The organism is Nostoc sp. (genome assembly GCF_036917535.1).
In the GTDB taxonomy this organism is placed as follows: domain Bacteria; phylum Cyanobacteriota; class Cyanobacteriia; order Cyanobacteriales; family Nostocaceae; genus Nostoc.
Map to the genome: position 1 here is coordinate 1 of NZ_JBALDA010000059.1, position 19,098 is coordinate 19,098.

General features: G+C 44.1%; 17 protein-coding genes and 1 pseudogene. 3 read left to right on the plus strand and 15 right to left on the minus strand.

The features are described from left to right. Both V7K56_RS19360 and V7K56_RS19370 read right to left on the minus strand, forming a co-directional pair. Window positions 1-2,104, minus strand: a pseudogene (locus V7K56_RS19360) (tetratricopeptide repeat protein); the annotation flags it as partial. A 160-nt stretch (window positions 2,105-2,264) separates the two neighbouring features. Further along, a complete protein-coding gene (locus V7K56_RS19370) occupies window positions 2,265-2,726 on the minus strand; it encodes a hypothetical protein (RefSeq protein WP_334912603.1) in 462 nt (153 codons plus the stop codon). Window positions 2,727-2,819: 93 nt separating this feature from the next. Here V7K56_RS19370 and V7K56_RS19375 point away from each other — a divergent pair, with 93 nt between their 5' ends. After that, a complete protein-coding gene (locus V7K56_RS19375) occupies window positions 2,820-3,509 on the plus strand; it encodes a PD-(D/E)XK nuclease family protein (RefSeq protein WP_334912605.1) in 690 nt (229 codons plus the stop codon). Window positions 3,510-3,588: 79 nt separating this feature from the next. On the opposite strand, the gene V7K56_RS19380 is transcribed toward V7K56_RS19375, so the two are convergent. From V7K56_RS19380 to V7K56_RS19395, 4 genes are read right to left on the minus strand one after another with little or no spacing between them, the layout of a single operon-like run. Further along, complete coding sequence (locus tag V7K56_RS19380; protein ID WP_334912607.1) at window positions 3,589-4,041, minus strand: type II toxin-antitoxin system VapC family toxin; 453 nt, start codon at window positions 4,039-4,041, stop codon at window positions 3,589-3,591. Beyond that, window positions 4,022-4,264, minus strand: coding sequence for a hypothetical protein (locus V7K56_RS19385; RefSeq protein ID WP_334912609.1), 243 nt, complete (start codon window positions 4,262-4,264; stop codon window positions 4,022-4,024). The genes V7K56_RS19380 and V7K56_RS19385 overlap by 20 nt, the downstream gene beginning before the upstream one ends. Before the next feature lie 15 nt (window positions 4,265-4,279). Further along, window positions 4,280-5,494, minus strand: coding sequence for a DUF790 family protein (locus tag V7K56_RS19390; protein ID WP_334912611.1), 1,215 nt, complete (start codon window positions 5,492-5,494; stop codon window positions 4,280-4,282). Next, window positions 5,424-7,007 (minus strand): DEAD/DEAH box helicase, encoded by a 1,584-nt coding sequence (locus tag V7K56_RS19395; RefSeq protein WP_334912636.1) that lies wholly within the window; start codon window positions 7,005-7,007, stop codon window positions 5,424-5,426. The genes V7K56_RS19390 and V7K56_RS19395 overlap by 71 nt, the downstream gene beginning before the upstream one ends. A 568-nt stretch (window positions 7,008-7,575) precedes the next feature. On the opposite strand from V7K56_RS19395, the gene V7K56_RS19400 reads away from it, so the two are divergent. Further along, entirely contained in the window at window positions 7,576-10,263 is a 2,688-nt protein-coding gene (locus tag V7K56_RS19400) for a PAS domain-containing sensor histidine kinase (protein ID WP_334912613.1), read from the plus strand. A gap of 177 nt (window positions 10,264-10,440) precedes the next feature. Here V7K56_RS19400 and V7K56_RS19405 read toward each other — a convergent pair whose 3' ends face one another. The 8 genes from V7K56_RS19405 to trxA form a co-directional block, all read right to left on the minus strand. Continuing rightward, window positions 10,441-11,115 carry an O-methyltransferase gene (locus V7K56_RS19405; RefSeq protein ID WP_334912615.1) on the minus strand — a complete coding sequence of 225 codons (675 nt, stop codon included), beginning with the start codon at window positions 11,113-11,115 and terminating at the stop codon, window positions 10,441-10,443. A 39-nt stretch (window positions 11,116-11,154) separates the two neighbouring features. Then, window positions 11,155-12,042 (minus strand): NAD(P)-dependent oxidoreductase, encoded by an 888-nt coding sequence (locus tag V7K56_RS19410; protein WP_334912617.1) that lies wholly within the window; start codon window positions 12,040-12,042, stop codon window positions 11,155-11,157. A 144-nt stretch (window positions 12,043-12,186) separates the two neighbouring features. After that, window positions 12,187-13,476, minus strand: coding sequence for an MFS transporter (locus V7K56_RS19415; protein WP_334912620.1), 1,290 nt, complete (start codon window positions 13,474-13,476; stop codon window positions 12,187-12,189). Window positions 13,477-13,769: 293 nt separating this feature from the next. Then, entirely contained in the window at window positions 13,770-14,435 is a 666-nt protein-coding gene (locus tag V7K56_RS19420) for a nitroreductase family protein (protein ID WP_334912622.1), read from the minus strand. A gap of 306 nt (window positions 14,436-14,741) precedes the next feature. After that, window positions 14,742-15,173 (minus strand): YybH family protein, encoded by a 432-nt coding sequence (locus V7K56_RS19425; RefSeq protein ID WP_334912624.1) that lies wholly within the window; start codon window positions 15,171-15,173, stop codon window positions 14,742-14,744. A gap of 118 nt (window positions 15,174-15,291) precedes the next feature. Next, window positions 15,292-16,404: an alkene reductase gene (locus tag V7K56_RS19430; protein ID WP_334912626.1), complete on the minus strand. Its 1,113-nt coding sequence runs from the start codon at window positions 16,402-16,404 to the stop codon at window positions 15,292-15,294. A gap of 140 nt (window positions 16,405-16,544) precedes the next feature. Continuing rightward, a complete protein-coding gene (locus V7K56_RS19435; protein WP_334912628.1) occupies window positions 16,545-17,339 on the minus strand; it encodes an SDR family NAD(P)-dependent oxidoreductase in 795 nt (264 codons plus the stop codon). Between the two features lie 195 nt (window positions 17,340-17,534). Next, entirely contained in the window at window positions 17,535-17,858 is a 324-nt protein-coding gene (gene trxA, locus V7K56_RS19440; protein WP_334912630.1) for a thioredoxin, read from the minus strand. Between the two features lie 80 nt (window positions 17,859-17,938). On the opposite strand from trxA, the gene V7K56_RS19445 reads away from it, so the two are divergent. After that, a complete protein-coding gene (locus tag V7K56_RS19445) occupies window positions 17,939-18,289 on the plus strand; it encodes an ArsR/SmtB family transcription factor (RefSeq protein WP_334912632.1) in 351 nt (116 codons plus the stop codon). A gap of 89 nt (window positions 18,290-18,378) precedes the next feature. Here V7K56_RS19445 and V7K56_RS19450 read toward each other — a convergent pair whose 3' ends face one another. After that, window positions 18,379-19,014: a nucleotidyl transferase AbiEii/AbiGii toxin family protein gene (locus tag V7K56_RS19450; protein ID WP_334912633.1), complete on the minus strand. Its 636-nt coding sequence runs from the start codon at window positions 19,012-19,014 to the stop codon at window positions 18,379-18,381. Window positions 19,015-19,098: the final 84 nt, after the last annotated feature.

A 19,098-nucleotide genomic window follows, 5' to 3' on the forward strand; every position in this document is an offset into this window, starting at 1 on the left:
TGAGTGCTAATGCTTGGATGAAAAGGGGTTCGGCTTCGCTGTATCTGCCTTGGGAGTCGTAGAGATACGCTAGGTTGTTGAGGCTAGTGGCGACAGATGGATGTTCTTCACCCAGTAGTTGACGCCAGAGTGCTAATGCTTGGATGAAAAGGGGTTCGGCTTCGCTGTATCTGCCTTGGGAGTCGTAGAGATACGCTAGGTTGTTGAGGCTAGTGGCGACATCTAGATGTTCTTCACCCAGCAGTTGACGCCTGAGTGCCAATGCTTGGATGAAAAGGGGTTCGGCTTCGCTGTATCTGCCTTGGGAGTCGTAGAGATACGCTAGGTTGTTGAGGCTTTGGGCGACATCTGGATGTTCTTCACCCAGCAGTTGACGGCTGAGTGCTAATGCTTGGATGAAAAGGGGTTCGGCTTCGCTGTATCTGCCTTGGCAACGGTAGAGTTCTGCTAAGTTGTTGAGGCTATTGGCGACAAATGGATGTTCTTCACCCAGCAGTTGACGCCTAAGTGCTAATGCTTGGATGAAAAGGGGTTCGGCTTCGCTGTATCTGCCTTGGCAACGGTAGAGTAAGGCTAGGTTGTTGAGGCTAGTGGCGACATCTGGATGTTCTTCACCCAGCAGTTGACGCCTGAGTGCCAATGCTTGGATCAAAAAGGGTTCGGCTTCGCTGTATCTGCCTTGGGAGTCGTAGAGTTCTGCTAAGTTGTTGAGGCTAGTGGCGACATCTAGATGTTCTTCACTCAGTAGTTGACGGCAGAGTGCTAATGCTTGGATGAAAAGGGGTTCGGCTTCGCTGTATCTGCCTTGGCAACGGTAGAGTAAGGCTAGGTTGTTGAGGCTAGTGGCGACATCTAGATGTTCTTCACCCAAGCGCTTTTTAGTGACTTCTAGACATTGTTCAGACCAGGGTAAAGCTTGGTTATATAAACCTTGACCATTATAAAATTTAGCGTTGCCGACGAAAGGCCAAAGTAAATCATCATCGCTGAGGTATTGAATGAGATGATTCGCTACTTCAGCTATATGAGGAATGGCGCTAGAAACAGCGGTGATTTGCTCAAGGGTGGGCGAGTAAGGAATATCTTGGGCGACTGCTACCATTACCTTGCAAAGACTTCGCTTTAATTCTTCTGCCTGTTCTAAATCTGTAAGCTTATATTGAAAAAACTCTCTTAGCATCTGATGCAGTTGGTAAATTCCCTCACCTTTACGCTGTAGCAAATGCAGTTTCAGCAAGGTATCATCTCTAATTTCCTCTAACTCTTCTTCGTCTGACTCTGGTAAACACTGTTCCACCAACTTCCAAGATATAGGTGCGACGGCAAATAAACTCAGCAAACAGCCAAGTTGCTTATCGCTGTCTTCTAATTCCTGCCAACTCAACTCAAAGGCTGTTAATACACCTCCTTGTGCTGTAATATCGGCTTCTGGTTTAACAAGGGCGGGTTGTTCTAATCGCTTTTTCTCCAACCGCTGCAACATTTCTGTGAAAGAAATGTCTTGTTTTCGCGCCAAATATCGCCCGACTAATTCCAAACCCAAAGGCAAATATCCCAACCACTCACACAACTGATTTGCAACAGCCAATTCTTGCTCAATTCGCTGTGGTGTTTCTTTAAAAAATGACTTTAATAACTCCAGCGCTTCTTCTGGTTGCAATATATCTAGAGATAATTCCTTTATAGATGTTCCTAAGTATTGGCGCGTGGTAATCAACACTTTAAACCGGGAAGATAACGAGGGTAAATAGGGCTAAACCTGCTGATATTCCCGAATATCGTCTAACACTAGCAGCACATTACCTTCGCACCAATGCCGAAAGCAGTATTGCACTTGTGTGAAAACATCCAAATCTTCTGGTGGGTTTAAGTCAAGCTGCGTTCTGGCAAACCGCACAATTTGAATACCCACATCTCCAGCCTTTGCCAACAACCAGCAAATTCCACCTTTGTAATTTTCACGATGATCCTTTGCATATTGTAAGGCAAGTTCTGTTTTACCCAGTCCACCCATGCCAGCGATCGCAGCAATGGCTAGCTGATTATTTTCCTGCAACATCTGATGAAGGGTTTGCAGTTCGTCTTCACGTCCAACAAACTTCATCACCCCACTCAGGGGGAGATTTTCCGGAAAACCTTTTGCTTCGGGAGTTTTCCCCTGATTTACAATCTGGGTAATCCTCCCAACTGTGATATCGCGGGCTTGAACATTTTCAAACGCACTCTGCTGTATTTTCTCAGAGTTAGGGCGATCGTTCATGATTTTAGGCTTTCATGTTCACATTACCAAGGTCAAGATCGTCGCCAAATTGAGAATCAACCAGCGCTTCTTGATTCACTGAACCGTCTCTAGTGGCTGCCAAATCTATATTGCCTACTTTAGCCTTACCTTTTACCTGAACTCCCTTGATAACAATTTGATTAATCGTTTCATTTGATTTAAGCTGCGTCATTAATTCCTGTAAACGGTTGGCAAAGGCTTCATCTTCCTCCATCTGTGTTTCCAGTTCATCTTGGAATTTTGAGGTATTCTTCTCTATAGGGTTTTCTTGCGCTCGTATCAGTAGTCCTTCAGTTCCCGCAGCCTGGAACTTTTCACGAATAGCATTCAAGAGTTGAGCAACTTTTTCTGAAACACCTTTTCCTAAAGTTTTTCCTCCTTCTTTGAGGGCTTCTGAGAAAATAAGAGTTGCGATCGCAGCCGCCGTCAGTGTTACAGGTTCCATAATTATAAAATAGTTAATTGCACTTGGAGATACAAATGTAGCTCTGTCTATTTCGGAAATATATCACACACATTCAAGTCAACACACCAACTGATGCATGATACCCAACTGCTACCACGCATTAATGCCACATCCAAAAGAGAAAATGGTAAACAATATTATGTAGATGCTAAGGGAAATCGCTTTCCCAGCGTGACTACAATACTTAATGCCACCAAATCACAAGCAGACCGAGACAGATTATCAAACTGGAAAACGCGTGTTGGTACAGAAGAAGCTACCCGCATTACTACATCTGCTAGTCGTCGGGGAACCCAAACACACAAGCAAATTGAGCGCTACCTCCTTGGTCAAAACCCTGTTTGTCCCGAAGCGAGTCGCCCTTATTGGGAGAGTATCAAGCCAGTTTTAGAACAAATCGACACAGTTAGACTTGTAGAAGGCTCTGTTTTTCATCATGATTTGGGTTATTCTGGCAAAGTTGATTGTATTGCCAGCTATCAAGATATTCCCTGTATTTGCGAGTGGAAAACAGCAGATAAACCTAAAGGCTCTATTGAGCATTTATATGAACATCCATTACAACTTACGGCATACATAGGAGCAGCTAACAAGTATTATCAAGATTATGGCATTCAGCTAAAGCACGCTTTGTTGGTAGTAGCGATTCCAGAAATGCCAGCTGAGATATTTTGGTTTGAATCAGCAGTTATCAAAGATTATTGGGAGCAGTGGGAAAAAAGAGTCGCCCAGTTTTGGGAACACAGAAGTGTTTGGGGTTAATCAGTGGGATTGGACAATTACCAAAAAACTGTATTTCATAATGTGAAGTAAACTTTCACGAGTAGTAATAACAAGCAATCTAACCTTGTAACGGCAACACAGTAATTAACCGAGAAAATCTTACAAAATCACTTGTGTTGTGAGTGAGTAATTGAGGAATGCCATAAACTAGCATCGTGGCAACAATATTTGCATCATGAACTTGCTTACCACCAATAGCAATTTGCTCCATTATAGATAAAAGTCTTTCTGTCACTTGGGCGGTTTCGTCAGCTACTCGAAATTGAGCTTGAAAAAATCGGGTACGCTCAATTATGATCGCAACAGGTCGGGGATTCATCAATGCTTGCGAACGACTAAGAGTCATTAAGAATTCCCGCAACACCTGGCGACTAATCCATAATTCAATTCCTGCGTCATAAAAATTTTCAATAGCCTGTAGTGCTGCTTGGTGAAAGGAAGATTCGGAGACATTTGCATACACCAAGATGTTCGTATCCAAAAATACAGAGTTAGCGACCCCAATCACCATACATATCCTCACGTCTTAAAGAAAGATTTTCAGGCCAATAACCATAATTATCCACAGGAAAGTTTAAAGGAGGACGCTTTTCTTTCCTTTCTGCTTCCTCAGTCAAAGGCTTTTCATCAATTACTATTACCACCTGATGCTCACCCTCTGGAATATCCAATGGTAATTGCACTGTAATCTTACCATCTTTGCTAACTGTAGCAATTGTTTCTATACTTTTCATCTTATTTCTCCTTAATCAATCCATCACAGCTAACACAGCTTTCGGCAATAACTTATCTTTAAACCAAACAATTCTGGCGGGAACATCATTTAATTTTACTCCCGCTTTTTCTAAATTAAGTCGCTCGGAAATTGCCAAAATTAAGTCGTCACGTCCAGCCCGCCGCACCTGAGAAAACTTCTTTTGTAAATATTCTGGTCGCCAATAACCAACAATTTCTAACAAGAAGGTACGTCCATCAGGATGCACTAAGCGAAAATCAGGAATCATTACGCTACCAGGAATTGGGATCAAATCAACTTCTCGCTCTAACGCCCAGCCACTTTTTAAGGCATCCCACTTATCAGCAAAGGATGCTTCTAGCATACTATCGTAGGGCTTTCCTGGTGGATAGTGGGATACTAAACCACATTCAGAATTGAGAGTAAAACGTCCAGTTTTCCAAGTATTTGTATAAGCGTCACGGGTTTGGAGAATCGAAGAAAGACTCCATTTAGTAACGTGAAGTAAAGCCGGAATAAGTTTAGCGATCGCTAACCCATATCGCGTACTAGGACTAAACAAACTCGTTGGCCCATCAATGGTAATTGTAAATCCGTGGTCAGCATCACCCTCAATATAAGCCATTAATTGAAACAATTTTAAATAGCGAAATAACAACTTATATTCTCCCGGAACATTCCGGTGAGCATTTAACACTAATTGACTGGCTTTATAAAATACACCTTGCACTTGAGATAAGTTATATCTATTTAATAAATCTGGTGCTATTGGTGCATCAAAAACAGTCAAAATTTTATTTTCAGATAAATCAGCATATAATCCATTGCGAACCTGTTCCAATAAAACTTCCCGCTCAAGTTCTTGAGTTAACTCATCAGCAATTTTACTCAAAGTAACTTGTGTTGATTCTCGACTAGAAACAGACTTTGCAGCTAAAGAAAATACTCGTTCTCTTAACATTTGTGGTTCTAGAGGACTAATTACCTCAAAAGTGCAAAAACTACTTTTGAGAATATAAGCTAATCCCCGCTTCACCCGATAATCTGTAGAATCTCCTTCAAAATCAGTCAATTGTCGCTCAAGCACACTCTGAGTCTTTCCCACTGCTGATTGAAAATAATTAATTAACTCAATCGCCAACTCCGAAGTTTCTCGATCAATCTTCAGTCTCTTGGGGATGATCTCCTCCCCATTTTGGCGATGCATCAGTAAATCTGTCGGTAACATCTGAATTTTGAATTTTAGATTTTGAACTTCCGGTTGAATAATTAATTTCTAACTGTTCCGCAGCCTTCAAACTCCGTTCCTTCCCACTCCCATACACAACCTGTAACTTCCCTTTCTTATTACCTTGTCCCCTTGTCTCCTTGTCTCCTTGTCCTCTTCTCCTAGCCGAAGTCCTCTCTTCACTCGTATCCTCCGCCACTACCTCATATAAAATCGCCTGTTTATTCTCAATATTCCCCTTCCGTAAAACCCTCCCCAAGCGCTGAGTATACTCCCTAGCCGAACCCGTTCCCGATAAAATAATCGCCACAGAAGCCGCAGGCACATCAACACCTTCATTCAACACATGAGAAGCAACCAAAGTATTATATTTACCCTCTCGAAACTTTGTTAATATCTCATGGCGTTCCTTCACAGGAGTTTGATGAGTAATTGCTGGAATTAGTAACTCTTGAGAAATGCGGTAAACTGTTGCATTATCCGCAGTAAAAATCAAAATTCGTGATGGATAATGTTCTGCCAATAAATCAATCAGAATTCGCAATTTTCCATCAGTACCCAAAGCGATATCTTTCGCTTCTCGATGCGCTAACATTGCCCTACGTCCAGATTGCGATCGCGCACTTCTTTGCACAAACATTTGCCAACCTTGCAGACTCCCTAAAGAAATCTTTGATTGCTTCAAAAAGTCGTTGCGAGTTTGAATTAACTGGTTATATCTTTCCCGTTCAAGTTGCGATAACTTAACCTTAATTTGAATAATTTCATGTTCTGCTAACGCCTTCCCCGCTAAATCTTCAGCGCGTTTGCGATATACTTCTTGACCAATGAGGATATTTAAGTCAGCGTGCTTACCATCGGTGCGTTCCGGTGTCGCGGAGAGTCCCAGGCGATAAGGTGCGATCGCATATTCAGCAATTACTCGATTAAAATCTGTCGGTAAATGATGACATTCATCAAAAACAATCAAACCATATTGATTTCCCAACGTCTCAGCATGGATTGCGGCACTATCATAAGTTGCAACTAGAATAGCTGTTCTATCCCGCGAACCACCCCCCAACAATCCCACCTCAGCATCGGGGAAAGCCGCTACTAAATGTGCATACCACTGATGCATCAAATCCAAAGTTGGCACTACAATTAGCGTTGTGCGTGGCGTTGATTGCATTGCCATTTGCGCTAAATAAGTCTTTCCCGCCGCCGTAGGAAGCACAACGACTCCTTGTCTACCTGCCAGTTTCCAAGCCACTAGCGCCTCAGTTTGGTGGGGATAGGGTTCCATTTCCAGGGTAGGAACCAAATCTACAGGATAAAATTCTTTTGCCTCATCGATAAAATTAACATCTTCCGCTTGTAGTGTTTCCACTAGCGATCGGTATCTAATCGCAGGAATGCGGAATTTTTCAACTCTATCATCCCACGTAGCATAATCCATCCAACCTTTAGCGCGTGGTGGTGGATGCAAAATTAATGTGCCACGATCAAAATTTAATGTAGGAGTACGAGCCATGATTGTTGGGTATTGGGCATTGGGCATTGGGCATTAGGCATTGGGCATTAATTATTTCCATTCGCCATGCTTCATGGGCATTGGGCATTGGTAATTATTTCCATTGACCCCTGCGTCTACACGTAGCATATTTTGAGTCGGGGTTTAAATCCCCGACTCAAAATGTCTTGAATTTTGAATTTTGAATTTTGAATTGTTAAGTGGGTATTTTTCTAATACATAATTAAGTATTGAGCGATGTTTATAACGGGCTTTGACGCTCGTGAGGCTAGATAACTCGCTATCAGCATCAATACAGTTCAGTTAAGCATTTTTTTCTTTCTCTTTGTTTCGCGCCAGTTGCTTCTCCCAAGGGGAGACGCTCTTGCTAGCTTGCTTCCCCAGAAGAATACAAGTCGGGGAACCGCAAGGGCGCACTGGCTTCTCTGCGCCTGGAGCGGTTCCTTAAAAAAGTTGACTTTGATAAAGAGTTTTAGCCTTAATCCAAGCGTATTGGCTATCGGCGTCGCATTTTATAGCTGATTTTGGGAATAATCCTTTAGCTAGCTGCATAAGAGGAGAAGCTACATTGAAAGGAACACGTTCCCTTCTAGCGCCCTATGCTGTGGCACTATTGGCTGTTGGTAGCGTATTGCTATTAACACTATTGCTACAGTCACTACTGAACCAAACTATTTTCCTGCTGTTTTTTGCTGCCGTGGCGGTTAGTGCTTGGTGTGGCGGCATGGAAGCAGGGTTACTGGCTACTGCTTTGTCTACTTTAGCTGTCAGTTACTTTTTCTTACAACCAGTGTTTTCGCTCTTGGTTGTGAGTCTAGACAACATACTATGCTTAGGCTTGTTTGTGCTGGTGACAACAATTATTAACTTGCTCAACTCAGAATTACGCACTGCCAAACAACATCTTCAAACGAGTTTGCAGAAACTACAGGTGAGCGAAGCCAGATTTAAAAGGTTGGTAGAGTCCAACATTATTGGGGTAATTGTAGCCAATATGGACGGGGCGATCGCAGAAGCTAATGATGCTTTTTTAGAAATGGTAGGTTATTCCCAGGAGGATTTGCTAGCAGGACTAGTCAGATGGCGCGACATGATCCCACCAGAATATATTGAAACTAACAACAGTGCGATGCCTACGGCGGGCTACGCCTACGCAGAACTCACAGCTAAAGGCGTGTGTCAACCCTTTGAGAACGAATACATCCGCAAAGATCGTAGCCGCGTTCCTATCCTGTTAAGTTCTGCTTTGTTAGAAAATAACCAAGGTGATATTATCTCTTTTGTAATTGATTTAAGCAAACGCAAAAAAGCAGAGCTTGCCCTTTCCAAAAGCGAAGAACGCTACCGCACTTTTTTAGAGCAGAGTTCAGAAGGTATTTGGTGCATCGAACTGGAAGTACCAATTTCAGCAGATTGTCCAGAAGATGAACAAATTCAACATTTTTACCAATATGTTTACCTGGCAGAATGCAACAATGTTATGGCGCAGATGTATGGCTGTTCTCGTGCCGAAGATATTATCGGTGTCAGACTAGGAGACTTTCTTGTTGCCTCCGATCCACATAATATTGCATACCTGCGTAACTTTATCCGTTCTAACTACCGACTAATCGATGCCGAGTCTCATGAAATAGATAAGCAAGGTAATTCCAAATATTTTTTGAATAATCTGGTGGGAATTGTTGAAAATGGGCTTTTAGTCAGAGCGTGGGGAACTCAACGCGACATCACAGAAGACAAACGAGCACAAACAGCACTCCGCCAACAAGAAGATGAACTGCGCTTAATTACAAATGCTGTGCCTGTGCGGATTTGCTATGTTGATGGGGAGCAGCGTTATCGTTTTAATAACAAAGGATATGAAGACTGGTTTGGGCTTCCTGTTTCCAAAATTTCTGGTAAACACATTAGAGAAATTTTGGGAGAGTCGGTTTATCAGTCGATTCTTCCTCATGTAAAAGCGGTACTTTCAGGAGAGCAAGTAACTTACGAAACTCAGTTACCCCATAAAGATGGCACAAATCATTACGTGAATGTCACTTACATTCCCCAGTTCAGTCAGCAGAGGAAAGTTGAAGGATTTGTTGCTTTAATCACAGATATTACACTTCACAAGTTAGCAGAAGCAGCTCTCAAACAAAGCGAGAAACGGTTAAAGACACTCACTGAAAAAGTCCGCGTGATTCCTTGGGAGGTAAATGCTACTACTGGGAATTTTACCTACGTAGGGCCACAAACTGTTGAGATTCTCGGCTATCCATTGTCAGACTGGTACACCGATAATTTCTGGGCAAAATACATGCATCCAGAAGATCGGCAGTGGGCTATTCAGTATTGCCAAGAATCTTCTCTATCACTGAATAATTACGAATTTGAATACAGAATGTTGGCTGCTGATGGCAGAGTTATCTGGCTGTATGACATTGTGAATGTGGTGCGGGATGAACATGGACCGCAGCTACTGCATGGATTTATGATTGATATTACAGATCGCAAGCAAGCAGAGCAAGAACGCGAAGAACTGCTTAAACGCGAACAAGCAGCACGCGCCGATGCCGAAACTGCAAACCGCATGAAGGATGAGTTTCTCGCTACACTTTCCCACGAACTCCGTACACCCCTCAACGCTATACTAGGTTGGGCGCAGCTACTTAGAACTCGCAAGTTTGATGAGGCTACTACTGGGCGGGCACTAGAGACAATTGAGCGTAACACTATATCCCTAGCGCAACTGATTGAAGATGTCCTTGATGTCTCGCGGATTATTAGAGGCACACTCCATTTAAGTATGGAGCGGGTAGAACTTGTATCAGTTGTTAAGGCGGCAATCGATACTGTGTACCTAGCAGCCCAGGCTAAAGAGATTAGCATCAAATGTAAATTCGACCCGAAAGTAGAGGTAGTTGTAGGTGATGCCAACCGCTTGCAACAGGTTGTGTGGAATTTGCTTTCCAACGCTGTCAAGTTTACACCCAAGGGCGGCAGAGTTGATGTGCAATTAGAATGCATTGAATCTTACGTGCAAATTCGGGTGAGTGATACGGGAGCGGGAATTGCTGTTGAATTCCTACCCCATGTATTTGAACGCTTTCGTCAAGCTGACAGTTCTAGCACGCGATCGCATGGCGGACTAGGATTAGGATTAGCGATCGTCCGTCACTTGGTAGAATTACACGGTGGCACAGTCTTGGTTGAAAGTCCAGGAATTGGACAGGGGGCGACATTTGTTGTCAGTCTGCCAATGAAAGCTATTTAGGAACTTGCAAACATCCAAGCTCAAAAAGCAAGTCTAAAAATTCAACAATAAATTCACGAATCTTGGCTATTGGTCAATACCGTTGAGTTAAGCTTTTTCTCTCCCTCTGCCTCCCCTGCTTCCCCTGCCCCCCTGCCTGCCTTAACAGATAAATTTTCTTAACCCAAGCGTATTGGGCTATTGGTCAGCGGTGACGATCGCGATCGCAAAGCCGTCGTATCCTTTACTACCCACGGTCTGGATTGCCGTGGCGTTGACGCGCGGCTCAGAAGCGAGCAGTTCGTTGAAGCGACGCACCCCCTGAACGCTAGGATCGTTGCTGGCATCATCAATTACCGCTCCGTTACGCACGACATTATCGGCGATGATTAGGCTACCACGACGGGAAAGTTTGAGTGCCCACGCGAAGTATTCGGGATTGCTTGGCTTGTCGGCGTCGATAAAAATCAGGTCAAATGGGGCGTTACCCTCGGCGGCAATCTGGGGCAGTGTAGAGAGTGCCTGTCCGAGGCGAAGGTCAACAATATCGGACAGACCAGCGTAGGCGATATTGGCACGAGCAACTTCGGCGTGCTTTGGGTTTGCCTCCAGCGTGATTAGACAGCCATCGCTGGGTAACGCGCGCGCTAGCCAGATTGTACTGTAGCCGCCCAGTGTGCCAATCTCCAGGATGCTTCGCGCTCTTTGGATTTGCGCCAACAGCAAAAGCAGCTTGCCCTGGTTTGGCGAAACATTGTGCGGCGGTAATCCGGCGGCGGCGCTAGTCTGGAGCGCTTTATCCAGCGCGGGGTCTGGCGGCACAAGCAGATCGGTAAAGTAAAGATCAACCGCAGTCCATTGCTCTTGAGTCATAGATTCTCGCTTTTTACCTTATCGATAAAATACTCAAGATTAGGTATCGGAACTTGTTTCATTGGAGAGGATTGTAATGATTTCATCCAAGGGGCGATCGCGATTAGACTCTTCTGGTGTTTCCTTACCCAAGGAGGTGTCTTTCACCAAACGATAGACGTCAGCTGCTCCGTCAAAAATGCGCTCAGTTAGACCCAACTCTTTAAAGGTTTCGGCAATTTCTTCCATTTCTCCTATCCAACGATGGGCTTTTGGTGTCATTGATGGAATGGAACGGGTTAAGATGCTAGCAAGTTCTTTTTGACTACTAGATACTTCATCCCATAGTTCTTTATCCAAACCTAAACGATGGGCTGCAATTAGTAATTCTGTGCCGATTGCTGTAAGTCCTTTTGTCAGAGCGGCGTAGGACATTTTCAACCCGGAAGCTTGACCAATTTCATCACCAATTACCCGCACGTCTAAGCCATAATCTCGCAGTTGTAGGAGTTGACTGGCCTGTTTTCCGGAAGTGTAAATGCGGGTGCGATTGGGAACTCGCGGTGGTGGGCCAATAATTGATGCATCTACGAATGTTCCCCCAACTGATTCAATCAGTTGACCGATATTTACAACTTTTTGGGGTGCGATCGCATTACAGTCAACGTAGAGAATTGATTTACCCACATTGCCGATCGCCTCAGCTACTTGCTTCGCCCCTTGGGTAGCGGCTGCGGGGACTAGAACTGACAGCACTACATCAGATTCAATTACCAGTTGTGTGAGGGAACCCACATCTTGGATGTTAGCTGCGGCTGCTAATTGCCGAGTTCGTTCGCTGCGATCGTTTAGGGCGGCAATAGTTTTTAATCCATGTTGATTGAGAACAGCTGCGATCGCTTGTCCCATATCACCTGGACTTAAAATACCAATAGTTTGGATAGGCATGGAAAGTTTTATATTTATTTTGTGGCTGACAAGTTAATTCAGGTAATTGAGCAGTCAATAAACTACGATAAGTTAATATAGATGCCGTATTTAATCAAACCACGGATAAGCTTAACAAGCAAGTTATGAGGACTTACGCAGACTCTACAAATTCCTTTCTACCAGATAATTACCCTTAGTGGGAGTTTGACCAATTTGCAGTACACAAACTGCGGCAATTAAACAGAGAACGCCTGATAAAATAAACGCTTGTAAATAACTACCCGTCCAAGTTCTCAACACTCCGGCTGCAAATGCTGCTGTCGCTGCACCAACCTGGTGTCCTGCGACAATCCAACCGAACATCACGCCGACATTTTCTTTACCGAAGACATTAGCAACAAGACGTACTGTCGGTGGTACGGTAGCAATCCAATCAAGTCCATAGAAGACGGCGAAAATAGAAAGTCCATAGAAGGAAAAGTTAAAACTAAAGGGCAAGAAAATCAAAGATAAACCCCGCAGTCCGTAGTACCAAAACAATAAGTAGCGATTGTTCCAACGGTCAGATAGCCAGCCGGACATAGTAGTTCCAAAAAAATCGAATAGTCCCATAATTGCCAAAAGCCCAGCAGCTTTGACTTCAGGTATATTGTGGTCAATACAAGCAGGAATTAGATGAGTTCCAATTAACCCATTTGTGCTTGCACCACAGATAAAAAAGCTACCAAATAATAGCCAGAAGTCTCGATTACGCATTCCTCGCCAGAGGGCGTTAAGAGTAAAGGTAATGGAATTGACTTTCGGCTGTAACACTTCCACAGTTTCGCTGTTGTCGCCAAAGGCTCGCAAACCGATATCCGCCGGACGATCGCGCATAAAGGCTGCGATCGCTGGAATAATTAGAAGTGCAGCACCAGTCAGAGCCAGAGCCGCAGTTCGCCATCCAAAGCGATCGGCGATTGAGGCCAGCATCGGCAGAAACACAAGTTGTCCCGTGGCTGTACTGGCGGTTAAGATCCCCAGAACTAAACCCCGCTTTTCCAAAAACCAGCGATTGACGACAATAGCACCTAAAACCAGAGCAATAACTCCACTACCACTACCGACAACTACACCCCACAGCAAGACTAGCTGCCAAGCTGCTGACATTAAAGTGGTTAAACCGACACCAAGCGCAATGATAGCAAGTGAAAATACCATCATCCGACGAATGCCGATTCGCTCCATAACTGTGGCAGCAAAAGGACCAATTAATCCGTAAAGTACTAAGTTAATAGAGACTGCCAAAGATATAGTTGCTCTACTCCAGCCAAACTCCTGTTCGAGAGGCACTATAAAAACTCCGGGAGCAGAGCGGATTCCGGCTGCTACTAGCAAGGCTAGGAATGTTAACCCCACGACGATCCAACCATAGTGGAACGAACGACGTGCTAGGAAGGAGGGTAAGGACATGGTTTGGAGGGGAGTAGGGAGCAGGGGGAGATGGGGGAGCAGGGGAGGCAGGGGAGCAGGTTCAAAAACTCATTCACGAGTATAAAAGACTCGTTGGCGAGTATTAAAGACTCATTCACGAGTAAAAAAGACTTGTTAGCGAGTATTAAACACTCATTCACGAGTATCAAAGACTCATTCACGAGTATTAAACACTCGTCGGCGAGTATCAAAGACTCATTCACGAGTATAAAAGACTCGTTGGCGAGTATCAAAGACTCATTCCCTATTCCCCATTCCCAATTTAGAAAGAACTACCCTGCATAAGGATTACCGATTCTGTCTATAGAGACGTTGGAGGAGAATGGCAAACGACCTGGATTTAAGCGTGGTTCTGCTGCATAGCCGACAGGAACTAAAACAGCGATCGCTAAATCTGAATTCTCTCCAGCACCAATTACTTCTTTTACCTGATCCTCAATCCAACCATTCATAAAACATGAGGATAATCCCAGACTTTCTGCTGCTAACACCAAATGGGTAGCGGCAATGATGGCATCTTTGATCGCATATTCGCGTCGCTTGTCGCCCAGCGTTGATTGAAATTGCGGGATGGCGGTTTTAAAGTAGTTTACCGTACCTTCATTCCATGCTCCAGTTTCCAGTCCCTGCTCTAGAATTGGGCCCAAGTTTTGTTCACCTGCGTTAGGATCGGCGGCAAAGACAAAGGTTACAGGTGCTTGAACAATTTGCTGTTGATTAAAAGATGCTGCTGACAATGCTGCCTTTTGCGCTTCATCTTGCACAAGAATTATTTGCCAGTCCTGGAGATTATAGCTACTGGGTGCAGCCACGGTTAACTCTACTAGTTGCTTGAGCAGTTCTGGGGTGATGGGGTCTGTTTTAAAAGTTTTGATGGCACGACGTTTAGCGATCGCACTGGGTACATCTAAAGGTTGGGTTTGAGTGATGGAACTCATGAGAATCTCCTGATAGTTGAGTTATGACAGGGTTTCGGATTTTATATTTAAAGTGATTGAGAACGTTAAACAGCAGGGCAATTTCAGGAGGCAGGAGATAGAAGGCAGTTCGAGCTTACGGAACCCACGTTTTAAAACGTGGGACTTAGGCTGTGATGCTTTGTATTGCACTTCGTGCCGATCAGTAACGCGCTATGCGTCTTGATACAATTCTTTTTTTAAACTAGGCTTTATACCCAGAAAAGACAGTTTTTATTCATACTTCTTTCCTCCTGCCTCCTGCCTTCTTTGTAATTATGTTCCTCTCTAATTGGCAATGTTAACTGGGTTAGAGATATGCTCGTGGATAATGCGCCATTGTCCCTCTCGCTTTTGCCATACAAGCGTCGCATGAGCCGTAATTTTAACCGCCTCATTCGCTATGGTGGCTGCTGTACTCTCAAAAATCAGAGCAGACACGGTAATATTATCACCTGTAAATATCTGAATATCTCCAACTGATTTAACTTGCCACTGTGCTATTGCTGTCATGAAGGGCTTCCATATCTCCTCATAGGATTGCCATCCTTGAATTCGAGTGGTCTGTGGTGAGAGGGTATCGAAGGCGAGGAATTGTTGATCTTGCCAGTAAAGATTGTCTAGGACAGAAAAATCAAAGGGTTTGTCGCCTGCACTAAATGCAGCTAGCCAATCATTCACGCGTTCTTTGATTTCCGCTTCTTCTAAAGTATCTTTCATAATTCACAACCAATTTACACAACCATTTTGTTGTATTTGGGGAAAATCTCAAACTTCTCAGTTGGATTTGATACTTTAAAGTGCGGAAAGTGGGTTTTAATTATTCAGAGGAGAAAAATTACGCCTTAGCTACTGGCTGGTTCGCAGCTGACCAAAATGGATAGTCTGTATATCCCTTTTCATCGCCACCATAAAAGCTTGCTGGATCTGCTTGATTTAGTGGTGCATTCAAAGCGAAGCGTCGGGGTAAATCGGGATTTAATATAAATAACGTGCCAAAAGCAACTAAATCTGCTGCTTTGTTTGCCAGTACAGCATCGCCTTTTTCACGAGTATAACCACCATTGACGATCAGTGTACCTATAAAGCGATCGCGTATATGACTAGTGGGTACAATTATCGCGCCATGTCTAATGTCTGCCTCTATTGCCTCAAAAATATGCAGATATGCTAAATTAAACTGGTTCAACGCTTGAGCCGCATAACCGAATGTCTCTAGGGGATTGGAGTCATGCATATCGTTATAAGTCCCACTAGGAGATAAACGTACCCCTACTCGGTTAGAATCCCACACACTAGTTACCGCCTCTGTCACCTCCAACAGGAATCGGGCACGATTTTCAATGTCACCTCCATATTTATCTGTGCGTTGATTTGTACCATCCCGGAGAAACTGATCTATTAAATAACCATTAGCTGCGTGAATTTCCACGCCATCAAACCCAGCCGCTAGGGCATTTGCTGCTCCCTGACGGTACTGTTCGACTATCTGCGGTATTTCCGAAGTTTCTAAAGCACGGGGAGTAACAAAGGGTTTTGGCCCCTCAAAGGTTGCAGCATAACCTTTAGGAGCAATGGCAGAAGGTGCCACAGGTAAAGCTCCATTCGGTTGGAAATCAGGGTGAGAAATCCTGCCTACGTGCCATAGTTGCAGAAAAATTCTTCCTCCCTGCTGATGCACGGCATCAGTTACTAACTTCCATCCCTCCACCTGTTCTGGTGAATGAATTCCTGGTGTAGCAGGATAGCCCTGTCCTTCAGGAGTTACCTGTGTTGCTTCAGAAATAATCAGTCCAGCGGAAGCACGTTGGACGTAATAGGTAGCATTTAGTTGATGTGGCACGTTTCCCTGACCTGCCCTATTTCGGGTTAAGGGTGCCATCACTATCCTGTTAGGTAGTTCCAGATTCCCTAATTGGTAAGGAGAGAATAAGTTGATATTAGTACTCATTGGTTGTGTCTCCAAATTATTTTAGTCATTGGGCATTGGGCATTAATTATTTCTCTCCAGTCTCCAGCGATGCACTGAGCGGCTGGTGAGCAAAGTCGAACCATGTCGAAGTGTCCCCAGTCCCCTACAAAGCACATTAACTAAACAATCGACCGAATAACGCCACCATCTACCCGCAAAGCTGCACCATTAGTTGCTGATGCTACGGGACTAGAAAGGTAAACTATGATCGCTGCTACTTCTTCATTAGTTGCAAAGCGTTTGATTAAGGAACTTGGACGCATATTTTGAAAAAATTCCGCCTCAACGTCAGCGCGAGTAATACCGCGTTCCTGCGCCAGGTTATTGATAAAATCTTCAACACCTTCTGAACGAGTTGGCCCTGGTAAGACTGAATTTACTGTGACTCCAGTCCCAATAGTCATTTCTGCTAAACCTCTGGCAATGGCAAGTTGTGCCGTCTTAGTTGTGCCGTAGTGAATCATTTCCACTGGGATCTGAATAGCAGATTCACTGGAGATAAAAATTATCCGTCCCCAGTTTTGCTCTAGCTGCTTTTGCAGATATTGCCGACTCAAACGGACTCCACTGAAGACGTTAACCTCAAATATGTTTAACCAGTCTTTATCAGTAATATCAAAGAAGGTTTTTGCCTCATAAATACCCACATTGTTTATGAGTATATCAACGTCAGGAACCTCTTGAATGAGTTTCTCTACCCCTGATGCAGTGCCTACGTCAGCCACAACACCAGAAACTTTCGCGTCGGGTGTAGAATGCTTAATTTTGGCGATCGCTTGAGCTACTCTTTCTTCAGACCGACCGTTGACAATTACTGATGCACCCTCTTGAGCTAACCCTTGAGCGATCGCCAAACCAATACCTGCGGTTGAGCCAGTTACCAAGGCGGATTTACCATGCAATTTCAAGTCCATTTCGCTCTTTCCCCGTTATTTGAAACAAAACGATCTGGGATTAGGCACTGGGGACTGGGGAGCAGAGGCGAAATAACCAATGCCCAATGCCCGATGACGCCAGTTGCTAAGAAAGCGGGAACGCTAAAAGCGAACAAGTCGGGCATTGCCCGCCCAACGCACTGGCTCCCCAATTCCCCATGCCCTTAACTTAAATTAAAGATGCTGTGCTAAGGTCTTATTCAAGGTAGTTTTTGGAACCGCCCCTACGACAGTATCGACCTGGCGACCTCCTTTAAAAACCATCAATGTCGGAATGCTGCGAATTCCATAATGGCTAGCGACAGTAGGATTTTGATCTGTGTTCAACTTCACAAATTTCACCTGTCCTTCGTGTTCAGCAGCAACTTCATCGACGACTGGCCCGACCATCCGGCAAGGGCCACACCACGGGGCCCAAAAGTCCACTAATACCGGAATTTCACTTTCCAAGACTTCTTGCTTGAATGTGGCTTCTGTGACGTTTGTAATGGATGACATAAATTGCCTTCCTACTTAATTCTATTATTCGATAATATCGAATAATAAAAATATATGCCACTTGATGAGATAATGCAACTATGAGATTCCTTTATCATCCAGATAGAAAAAATATTTCTTTACCAAGCGTGTTGTATGCATTGGGTGATCCGGTGCGGTTGGAGATTGTGAGGCTGTTGGCGACTGAGGGGGAACAATGCTGTGCCAAATTTGATTTTGCGATCGCTAAGTCTACTATGTCCAACCACTTCAAGATTTTGCGGGAGTCGGGGATAGTCTTGACACGTAGAGAAGGGACACAGCACATTAATATCCTGCGGTGTGAAGATTTAGAGATGCTGTTTCCAGGGTTGTTGGATGTGGTATTGAAAGCTGCTCAACCATTGCCTGTTGAACCCGCCAGTACTAAACAAACAGCCTCAAGGATCTAGGGGCATTGGGCATTGGGCATGGGGCATTGGGCATTGGGCATCGGGCATTGGGCATCGCTACCTGTTTAAGAATCTGCTCGTTTTTCAATTTATGTTTCTAAACCACCAAAGATATCATGTTGTTCTTGAAAAGTCCTTGGAGTGTCAGATAAACCTAAATCTGTAGATAGCAAATCAATACCGTCGATAATTTTGGGTATCTGAGCTTGATCAACTTGTAGACCGAGAAAGCATTTCTCCCTGTAATCCGGTCTTTCTTGAAATAGTGCGATCGCTCTTTTCAAAAGGCGCATAACCTGATATGCTTTTTCAGCCTTCTCAATTGATGCTTGAGGTATTGGAGATTGCAGCCTGAGAACTGCTAGATCAATTAAATCTCTTGCCTCAACGCTGTCATCGGCGTAACGGTCAGAATTTGATAGCAGCTTAGAGGTAAAACAATCATTGAAGCTTAAGCAAGGAACGACTGACCACTTTGGATATCTTGGTGGGTCTAGTTGAAAACGAGTTTCGGCAATAATTTCCGTTTTAATCGGCACATCATCTACAAAAACGATCATCCGAATTCCATATTGGTCAGTTGTGCTACGTCCAACTTGGATTTTACTTAAATCACGAAATAATGCTTCATGCCCACCCTCAAATACCACTGTACGTAAGTATTTGTAGCCTTCTGTACCAACATAAGCGATAAAATCAACGTCCTGACTCCAGTGATATAGCAATCGCCAAGAGAGTTAGGACATATAATGTAAACAGTCTGCGTTCAAAAGGTAATTGAATTGCGTTATGGCAAAAGCCTACAGTTA